Source organism: Streptomyces sp. NPDC002669 (assembly GCF_042889165.1).
GTDB lineage: Bacteria > Actinomycetota > Actinomycetes > Streptomycetales > Streptomycetaceae > Streptomyces.
Genome location: NZ_JBIAQQ010000029.1, coordinates 99076 through 107784, shown reverse-complemented (window position 1 = coordinate 107784; position 8709 = coordinate 99076). Strand labels below are relative to the sequence as shown.

The following is an 8709-nucleotide window of genomic DNA, read 5'->3' as shown; positions in this document are numbered from 1 at the left end:
CGGAACAAATACCGCCCCCCCCCCCCCCCCCCCCCCCCCCCCCCCCCCCCCCCCCCCCCCCCACCCCCCCCCCCCACCCCACCCCCCCCCCCCCCCCCCCCCCCCCCCCCCGCCCCCCCCCCCCGCCCCGCCCCCCCCCCCCCCCCCCCCCCCCACGTCGTGACCGGACCGGGCTCCGCCGCGCGTCGTGTTCCGGACCGGGCCGCCGCGTGTGGCCGCGGCCGGATCGGGGCCCTCGGCGCGTCGTCGTGGACGAGGCCGGCCGCGCAGTCGGCCGAATCTGTCCGCACATGCGTCCAGCAGGCGATTCCTGTGCGAAACCGGCTCGGGGAGGGTTGCGTTCCGCGTCCTTCGGGTAGGACCGCTAACGACCGATTTACCCGCCCCGCCATTCGCGAGGTGATCATCTGTGATCCTGGAACCGCTCGGTGCCGTCGTGCTCGGACTCGCCCTCGCCTGGGTGGCGCTCCGTTCCCTGCCCCACCGGCTCCCGTCCCGTCGCGCCGTGTTCACCACCGGCGCCCTGGGAGCCCTGTTCGGCATGTTCCTCACGCACTCGGTGCTGGGCCCGGGTCACGGAGTGGCCACACTGATCGGCGCGGTGCTGATCGGCGTGGTGACGCTCTCGCTGCTGGTCCGCCCCCGCAATCACGGTCTGAGCCGGTCGGCGGCCGCCTGAGCCGTGCCGGGGCCGCGGGTGCGGCCCCGGTCGACCGTGGTCGTCCTCCTGCTACGCGGCGAGTCCCAGCGCGGCCATCCGCTTGGTGTGCGCCTCGGTGATCCGGGAGAACATCCGGCCCACCTCCGCCAGGTCGAAGCCGTCCGCCACGCCGCCGACGAGCATCGTCGACAGCGCGTCGCGGTCGGCCACCACCCGCTGGGCCTGGGAGAGCGCCTCGCCCATCAGCCGGCGCGCCCACAGCGCGAGCCGGCCCCCGACGCGCGGGTCGGCCTCGATCGCGGCGCGCACCTTCTCCACGGCGAAGTTGCCGTGGCCGGTGTCGTCGAGCACGGCGAGAACGAGGGAGCGGGTGTCCGAGTCGAGCCGGACGGCGACCTCGCGGTAGAAGTCACTGGCGATGGAGTCGCCCACGTACGCCTTGACCAGCCCCTCCAGCCAGTCCGACGGCGCGGTCTGGCGGTGGAAGTCGTCGAGCGCCTTGGCGAACGGCTCCATCGCGCCGGTCGGCTCCACCTCGATCGCGCTCAGCCGGTCCGTCAGCCGCTCGAAGTGGTGGAATTCGGCGGAGGCCATCTTCGCCAGCTCCGCCTTGTCGGCCAGGGTCGGCGCGAGTTTGGCGTCCTCGGCGAGCCGCTCGAAGGCCGCCAGCTCCCCGTACGCGAGTGCTCCCAGCAGGTCCACGACCGCGGCGCGGTACTGCGGTTCCGCGGACGCGGTGGCCCAGTCCTGGGCGGCGATCCCGGTGGGTTCAGGGGTTTCAGTGGCGTTGTCAGGCGTCTCCATGGACCGCAGAATAGCCCGCCCGCGGAGGTGCGTAAGGGTCCGGCCGGTACGCGACATCACACCGTTCCGATGAATTCGCCCGACACACATGCGCGAATCCGGGGTACAGTGGTATTGCGCCTACTGAGTATTTTGGATGTGCTTACGGCGCAAAAAATGGTGAAAAAGAATGAGGATGCCCGGTCGGTGGCCCGATCGGCTCCGACCCGACAGCCCTCCGCGCGGGTCGTGCGACACCGTACGACCGCAGATGAGGGGCCCCCTCAGCGGCACGAGCGCTCGAGCGACGGCAGTGGTCCCGCGCCACCCGGCCCATCCGCGGCCGGATGACCAACCCCGGCACGGTACGACCCCCAGCGTTCGCCTCGGACCGCGTCTCACAGAAGAGGCAGCACCCTGACTACGTTCCGAGAACTCGGGATTCTTTCCGAGACCGCCGAGGCCCTTGAGTCCGTCGGCATCGTGTCCCCCTTCCCCATCCAGGAGATGACGCTCCCCGTCGCGCTCTCCGGATCCGACGTCATCGGCCAGGCCAAGACCGGCACCGGCAAGACGCTCGGTTTCGGGCTGCCGCTGCTGGAGCGCGTCACCGTCCCCGCGGACGTCGAGGCCGGCCGGGCCGCGCCCGAGCAGCTGACCGACGCCCCGCAGGCCCTGGTCGTCGTCCCCACCCGCGAGCTCTGCCAGCAGGTGACCAACGACCTGCTGACCGCGGGCAAGGTGCGCAACGTCCGCGTGCTGGCGATCTACGGCGGCCGTGCCTACGAGCCGCAGGTGGAGGCCCTGAAGAAGGGCGTCGACGTGATCGTCGGCACCCCGGGCCGACTGCTCGACCTGGCCGGGCAGCGCAAGCTCGACCTCTCGCACGTCCGCGCGCTGGTGCTCGACGAGGCCGACGAAATGCTCGACCTGGGCTTCCTGCCCGACGTCGAGAAGATCATCACCATGCTTCCGCAGAAGCGCCAGACGATGCTGTTCTCGGCGACCATGCCGGGCGCCGTCATCGGCCTCGCGCGCCGCTACATGTCGCAGCCGACGCACATCCGCGCCACCTCGCCCGACGACGAGGGCGCGACCGTCGCGAACATCTCGCAGCACGTCTACCGGGCGCACTCGATGGACAAGCCGGAGCTGGTCTCCCGCATCCTGCAGGCCAACGGCCGCGGACTCGCGATGATCTTCTGCCGCACGAAGCGCACGGCGGCCGACATCGCCGAGCAGCTGGAACGGCGCGGCTTCGCCTCCGGCGCGGTCCACGGCGACCTCGGCCAGGGCGCCCGCGAGCAGGCGCTGCGCGCGTTCCGCAACGGCAAGGTGGACGTGCTCGTCTGCACCGACGTCGCGGCGCGCGGCATCGATGTCGAGGGTGTGACCCACGTCATCAACTACCAGTCGCCGGAGGACGAGAAGACCTACCTCCACCGCATCGGCCGGACCGGCCGGGCCGGTGCCAAGGGCATCGCGATCACGCTGGTCGACTGGGACGACATCCCGCGCTGGCAGCTGATCAACAAGGCGCTCGACCTGAAGTTCAACGACCCGGTCGAGACCTACTCCACCTCGCCGCACCTCTTCGAGGAGCTCGACATCCCGGCCGGCACCAAGGGTGTCCTGCCGCGTTCCGAGCGGACCCGGGCGGGCCTGCGGGCGGAGGAGATCGAGGACCTGGGCGAGACGGGCGGCCGCGGCCGCAAGTCCGCCGCGCCCGCCGTGTCCGCCACGCGCGAGGAGCGTGCGCCCCGTACGCCGCGCCAGCGCCGTCGCACCCGGGGCGGGGCCGCCGTCTCCGCCGAGGCGTCCGCCGCCGCCGTGCCGGCCCCCGAGGCCACCGAGGTCGACGCCCCGGCGGAGCCGCGTACGCCGCGCCGCCGCCGTCGTACCCGTGCCGGTGCCGCGGAGGTCGCGGCCGAGGCCGCGCTGAACACGGTGCAGGCCCCTGCCGAGGCGGTGGCCGAGGCCGCGCCGAAGGCCACCGAGGCTCCGGCCGAGGCCAAGCCGCGCCGCCGCCGCGCCCGGGTCGTCAAGCCGGTCGAGGACGAGGTCGACTTCCAGACCTCGCCGGTCTCCGAGCCGGCGGCCGAGGCGAAGACGGTCACCCGGCCGCGCCGCCGGGCCCGGGTCGTCAAGCCGGTCGAGGACGAGGTCGACTTCCAGATCGCGCCGATCTCCGAGCCCCGGTCGGAGACCAAGCCGCGCCGCCGCACCCGTGCGGCCGCCAAGCCGGCTGCGGAGACGGTGGCCCAGGAGGCCCCGGCCGCCGAGGCCGAGGCGAAGCCGCGCAGGCGGCGGGCGCCGCGCACGGCCGCCACGAAGGCCGAGGGCTGAGCACGGCCCCTGACACAGGGGCGTGATTTCGCCGGATGGGCCCGAGGGATTCCCTCGGGCCCATCCGGCGTTCCGGGGCCTCGGGGCGCCGGGAGGGGCCGGGCTCTTCCGGCCTTCCGGCCGCGCCGCCCGGCATCGCACCCTCTAACCTCGTCCCATGAGCCGGCCGCACACCTTCACCCCGCCCCCCTGCGCCCACGCCCACCGGTTGCGTACCGCGCGCGGCGACTTCGCCGTGCTGGACGCCCCGCCGTCCGGCGCCGTACGGGGCACCGCGCTCCTGCTGCCCGGCTACACGGGCAGCAAGGAGGACTTCGTCGCGCTTCTCGAACCGCTCTCGGCCGCCGGGTACCGCACCGTCGCCGTGGACGGCCGCGGGCAGTACGAGAGCGAGGGGACGGACCGTCAGGAGACTTACGAGCAGAGCGAGTTGGCCCGTGACGTGCTCGCGCAGGCCGCCGCCCTCGAAGCCGGCGAGGGCGGTGTGCACCTGCTGGGGCACTCCCTGGGCGGGCAGATCGCCCGCGCCGCCGTGCTGCTCGACGCCTCGCCGTTCCGTTCGCTGACCCTCATGTCGTCGGGGCCCGCCGAGGTCGTCGAGGCCCAGCAGCTCAAGGTGAAGATGCTCGGCGACGCGCTCGCGACGCTGACCATGGCCCAGGTGTGGGACGCGATGCGCGCCTTCGACCCGCCCGAGGACGCGGCGACGGACGGCGAGGACCTGCGCCGGCGCTGGCTGCGCCACCGGCCCGCCCAGCTGATCGCCACCGGCCGCCAGCTGGCCACCGAGCCGGACCGCGTGGCCGAACTGGCCGCCACGGGGCTGCCGCTCCATGTGCTCTCCGGCGAGCGCGACGACGTCTGGCCGGTGCCGCTGCTCGACGAGATGGCCACCCGGCTGGACGCCCGGCGCACCCGGATCGCGGGCGCCGAGCACTCGCCCAACACGGACCGCCCGCAGGAGACGGCCGCCGCGCTCGTCGCGTTCTGGGACAGCCTGTAAGGGATCACGCGCACCGCCGGAGGCCCCGCGACGGACCTCCGGCAGCCGCGGCCCCGCACCGTGCGCGGGGCCGTGGCCTCAGTACTGCGCCTGCAGGTGCTGCCAGAAGCCGTCCCGCAGCGCCCGCCGCAGCTGGGCGTGGCCGCGCAGCGACCGCTGGAGCAGCCGTTCGGCCTCGACCAGCAGGTCCTGGTCGACCGAGCCCGGCAGGTACGGGTGGCCCGGCAGCAGGTCGGCGAGCGATTCGCGGCCCCGGGCGACCAGCCAGGCCGCGGCGATCTGCGCACCGACGAAGCGGACGTCCTCGCGCGAGGGCACGGGGGCGTCGTCCTCGTAGGTGGTGACGGGGCGTCTGGTGACGTACGGGCGGCAGAACTCCAGGTCGAAGGTGCGCTGGCTGTCGACCTCCCAGAGCAGCGGTTCGGCCTGGTTGCGCCCCTCCCCCGCCTCGATGCCCCACAGGTGGACCCGGGCCCCGTAGCCCTGCGCGGCCTCCACCGCCGACACCAGGTCCTCGTCGCCGCCGACCAGGGCCGCGTCGCTGATGGCCCGGTGCCGGGCGAGCGATTCGAGGTCGGTGCGGATGAGCGAGTCCACACCCTTCTGCTGGTTGTTGGCGTTGAGGTTGCCGAGCCTGACCTTGACGTCGGGAAGTTCGGCGATGGACTGCTGCTCGGCGGTGTGGATGCGCCGGCGGGCCCCGTCGTACCAGTACACGCGCAGCAGTCTGCTGTCCGCGAAGATCGTCCGGGCCTTGTCGATGAATGCCTCGATCAGCCCTTCCGCGTCGAGGTCGAAGGAGCGGCGGTCCTCGGTGCCGGTGACGAGCAGTCCGGCCGCGGCGTACACATAGCCCGCGTCCACGAAGATGGCGTGGGTCGAGGGGGTCTTCGACACCTCGGCGAGCACCCGCTGGAGCAGCTCGTTGGTGCGGTCCAGGCGCTCGCCGATCTCTGCCTCGTTCATTCGGGCCTCGTCGTGGACCCCGTGGTCCTCGTCGCCGGTTCGTGCGCGATGACCTGCTGATGCTTAGACATCCAAAAAATTTCCTTAGCGTAGGGAATGTTTGCAGGGGGCAAGCCGTTGTACCCCGTGTGAGCGCGGGACAGCGATGTCGAGCGCCCACATCCTTGCGGACGGGTCACCCGTCCTCCCAGTAGTTCTCCAGCAGGAGGATCAGACGAAGGGGAGCCATATGCGCTTCGAGATCATGCGACTCGACGATGTCGACGGTACCGCCGTGGACAGCACTGTCGTGGACGCCGCCTCCGTCAACCGGATCGTGCAGCAGGCCGCAGCCGTGGGCCAGCGCATCTACATCCGCCCGGCCGAATCCTCGGCTTCGTAACGCTCTACGACGCACAAAGACGAAGCGCCCCCGTACGGAGGATCCGTACGGGGGCGCCGTGGTTCCGGCGGGCGGTCAGGAGTTCTGGATGACCTGGGTGACGCCGTTGATGATCTGCTGCACGGCGATGGCGGACAGCATCATTCCGGCGAGCCGGGTCACCAGCACGACCCCGCCGTCCTTGATGACCCGGATGATCAGCAGCGAGTAGCGCATGGCCAGCCAGAGCACCACGTGCATCGCGACGATCGCCGACCAGACCGAGATCTGGCTGCCCACGCTGTCGGCGTGCTGCACCGCCAGGATCACCGAGACGATCGCGCCGGGGCCGGCGAGCAGCGGCATGCCCAGCGGTACGAGCGCCACGTTGACGTCCTTGGTCTGCGTCGGCTCGTCGGTCTTGCCGGTCAGCAGGTCGAGCGCGATCAGCAGCAGCAGGAGCCCGCCCGCGATCATCAGGGCGGGCACGGAGACGTGCAGGTAGTCGAGGATCTGCTGGCCGAGCACACCGAAGACCGCGATCACGCCGAAGGCGACGGCGACCGCCTGGAACGCCATCCGGCGCTGCATCCTGGCGGGGCGGCCCGCGGTGAGGGCGAGGAAGATCGGGGTGATGCCCGGGGGATCCATAATCACAAAAAGCGTGAGAAAAAGGGATCCGAAGACGGCGACGTCGAACACAGTGAGCCTTGCGGGAAGAGAGAAACGAGGTGGAGGGGCGCACCGGCGGGGCCGCGTGGGCAGCCGGAGGCGCGCGGGTGAAACGTGTAAGTGATCCGGGCGACGGTGTGCGGGGGCGGGCGGAGCCGCACCCCTCGGTGTGCGCCGTTACGCGGTGCGGAGTCCGCCGGCGCCCGGCACCGGGAAGGCTCCCGTGGCGCGCCGGGTGATCTCGCCGTAGATCTCGGGGTCGGTGGTGTACTCGCCGAGCCCGACCGTCTTGCGGCTGCCGTGGTAGTCGCTGGACCCGGTGGTCAGCAGCCCCAGCTCGCGGGCGAGATCGCGCAGCCGGGCCCGGGTCGGCCCGTCGTGGTCCATGTGGTCGACCTCGATGCCGTCGAGACCGGCGGCGGCGAGCCGGGCGATCGACGACTCGGGCAGCACCCGGCCGCGCTTGACGGCGGCCGGGTGGGCGAAGACGGTGACGCCCCCGGCGGCCTTGACCAGCCGGATCGCGTCGAAGGGGTCGAGTTCGTGCTTCTGGGCGTGGGCGCGTCCGCCGTCGGCGAGCCACTGCGGCGTGAAGGCGTCGGAGACGGTCTCGACGACGCCGAGCTCGACGAGCGCGGTGGCGATGTGCGGCCTGCCGACCGAGCCGTCCCCGGCGATGCTCGCGACCCGCTCCCACTCGACCGGTACGCCGAGCTGCTGGAGCTTGCCCACCATGGTGCGGGCGCGCGGCACCCGGTCGTCCCTGACCAGTTCGCGTTCACGGGCCAGCTCGGGCTCGTCGGGGTCGAAGAGGTACGCCAGCATGTGCAGGCCCACCCCGTCCAGCCGGCAGGAGAGTTCGGCGCCGGTGACCAGCGTGAGTCCGTCGGGAAGGGCGGCGACCGCCTCGGCGTGGCCGCGCACGGTGTCGTGGTCGGTGAGCGCGACGACGTCCAGCCCCGCGGCGGCGGCATTGTGCACCAGCTCGGCGGGGGTGTCCGTGCCGTCCGAGGCGGTGGAGTGGGTGTGCAGGTCGATGCGCACGACGCGTACTCCAGTGCTCGGGGCCGGACAAGGGGGACGTTCAAGGATAACCGGCGTTCGAACACCCTCCGGCCGGGCCCGGGACCGCTCCGGCCGATGTCCCCCGGCTCCGGGGGCACGCCGAGGTCAGGGCGTGTCGAGCAGGCGCGGGGTGAGCGCCCCGCACGGCACGAGGTCCATCTCTCCCCCGGCCTCGCGCAGATCGGCGAGCACCAGCTCGTCGTACATCAGGAGTCCCGACTGCTCGGGCCAGACGATCGCCCAGAGCCAGAGCCCGCGCGCCTCGCCCGCGAAGACCGCGCGGTCCTCGGGGGCGCCCTTGACGTGCCAGAGCGGGGTGGGGCGGCCGGCCGCGAGCATCTTGACGTCGGGCGGGCCGTCGACCTCCAGGTGCGGGCCGGGGTCGGGGCCGTCGATCCCGGCGTACCGCGCGCCGAGTCCGAGCCCGAGTTCCTCGGTGACCAGCAGCAGCTCGCCGATGCCGCCGACGGGGCCGGGGCCGGAACAGGCGACGACGGTGGCGCGACCGCCGCTGCGGTCGTCGCCCGCGCTCGCCACCCCGGTGAACAGCCAGCCCACCGGCAGCGGCCAGGGCATCCACACCGGTACCCGAGCCCGGCGCACCACCGCCCCCAGCGCTTCCACGCTGGGTGGAACGACCGGCTGCAGTGGCTGCACGCTGCCGTGCAGGGTGCACTGCCAGGTGTCGGCGAAAAGACCGGGTGCCCTGACCCGGCCTCCGCACTTCGGGCAACTGGGTTCGCCCCTCATAGCGACCAACGGTCCTCCAGGACCGTCGCCGCGTCAAGCAAGATCACCCGTCCGTAGTGCTCCCCTCACCGGCAGATTTAGATGTAACTTGCATTCATTAGT

General features: G+C 72.5%; 9 protein-coding genes. 4 read left to right on the top strand and 5 right to left on the bottom strand.

Annotation, left to right across the window (positions count from 1 at the left end; genetic code table 11):
• Window positions 1–409 precede the first annotated feature (409 nt).
• A complete protein-coding gene (locus tag ACFYW1_RS32220) occupies window positions 410–679 on the top strand; it encodes a hypothetical protein (RefSeq protein ID WP_389001212.1) in 270 nt (89 codons plus the stop codon).
• 51 nt (window positions 680–730) lie between these two features.
• Here ACFYW1_RS32220 and ACFYW1_RS32215 read toward each other — a convergent pair whose 3' ends face one another.
• Complete coding sequence (locus ACFYW1_RS32215) at window positions 731–1465, bottom strand: ferritin-like fold-containing protein (RefSeq protein ID WP_389001209.1); 735 nt, start codon at window positions 1463–1465, stop codon at window positions 731–733.
• A 486-nt stretch (window positions 1466–1951) separates the two neighbouring features.
• On the opposite strand from ACFYW1_RS32215, the gene ACFYW1_RS32210 reads away from it, so the two are divergent.
• Window positions 1952–3790: a DEAD/DEAH box helicase gene (locus ACFYW1_RS32210; RefSeq protein ID WP_389001230.1), complete on the top strand. Its 1839-nt coding sequence runs from the start codon at window positions 1952–1954 to the stop codon at window positions 3788–3790.
• Window positions 3791–3947: 157 nt separating this feature from the next.
• Window positions 3948–4793 carry an alpha/beta fold hydrolase gene (locus ACFYW1_RS32205; protein WP_389001206.1) on the top strand — a complete coding sequence of 282 codons (846 nt, stop codon included), beginning with the start codon at window positions 3948–3950 and terminating at the stop codon, window positions 4791–4793.
• Window positions 4794–4871: 78 nt separating this feature from the next.
• On the opposite strand, the gene ACFYW1_RS32200 is transcribed toward ACFYW1_RS32205, so the two are convergent.
• Window positions 4872–5759 (bottom strand): NYN domain-containing protein, encoded by an 888-nt coding sequence (locus ACFYW1_RS32200; RefSeq protein WP_389001203.1) that lies wholly within the window; start codon window positions 5757–5759, stop codon window positions 4872–4874.
• Window positions 5760–5988: 229 nt separating this feature from the next.
• Here ACFYW1_RS32200 and ACFYW1_RS32195 point away from each other — a divergent pair, with 229 nt between their 5' ends.
• Window positions 5989–6141, top strand: coding sequence for a hypothetical protein (locus tag ACFYW1_RS32195; protein WP_187438837.1), 153 nt, complete (start codon window positions 5989–5991; stop codon window positions 6139–6141).
• Window positions 6142–6216: 75 nt separating this feature from the next.
• Here the strand turns inward: ACFYW1_RS32195 and ACFYW1_RS32190 are convergent, their stop codons facing one another.
• The 3 genes from ACFYW1_RS32190 to ACFYW1_RS32180 form a co-directional block, all read right to left on the bottom strand.
• The gene (locus tag ACFYW1_RS32190; protein ID WP_356930946.1) at window positions 6217–6822 is read right to left on the bottom strand and encodes a MarC family protein; all 606 of its coding nucleotides are present in this window, start codon (window positions 6820–6822) and stop codon (window positions 6217–6219) included.
• A 147-nt stretch (window positions 6823–6969) separates the two neighbouring features.
• Window positions 6970–7836 carry a PHP domain-containing protein gene (locus ACFYW1_RS32185; RefSeq protein ID WP_389001198.1) on the bottom strand — a complete coding sequence of 289 codons (867 nt, stop codon included), beginning with the start codon at window positions 7834–7836 and terminating at the stop codon, window positions 6970–6972.
• 126 nt (window positions 7837–7962) lie between these two features.
• Complete coding sequence (locus ACFYW1_RS32180; protein WP_389001195.1) at window positions 7963–8607, bottom strand: DUF6758 family protein; 645 nt, start codon at window positions 8605–8607, stop codon at window positions 7963–7965.
• Between the last annotated feature and the right edge of the window lie 102 nt (window positions 8608–8709).

Bases quoted from the DNA above. Each gene is read 5' to 3' on its own strand.
- ACFYW1_RS32215 (WP_389001209.1), bottom strand. From the start codon at position 1,465: ATGGAGACGCCTGACAACGCCACTGAAACCCCTGAACCCACCGGGATC.
- ACFYW1_RS32210 (WP_389001230.1), top strand. From the start codon at position 1,952: ATGACGCTCCCCGTCGCGCTCTCCGGATCCGACGTCATCGGCCAGGCC.
- ACFYW1_RS32205 (WP_389001206.1), top strand. From the start codon at position 3,948: ATGAGCCGGCCGCACACCTTCACCCCGCCCCCCTGCGCCCACGCCCAC.
- ACFYW1_RS32200 (WP_389001203.1), bottom strand. From the start codon at position 5,759: ATGAACGAGGCAGAGATCGGCGAGCGCCTGGACCGCACCAACGAGCTG.
- ACFYW1_RS32195 (WP_187438837.1), top strand. From the start codon at position 5,989: ATGCGCTTCGAGATCATGCGACTCGACGATGTCGACGGTACCGCCGTG.
- ACFYW1_RS32180 (WP_389001195.1), bottom strand. From the start codon at position 8,607: ATGAGGGGCGAACCCAGTTGCCCGAAGTGCGGAGGCCGGGTCAGGGCA.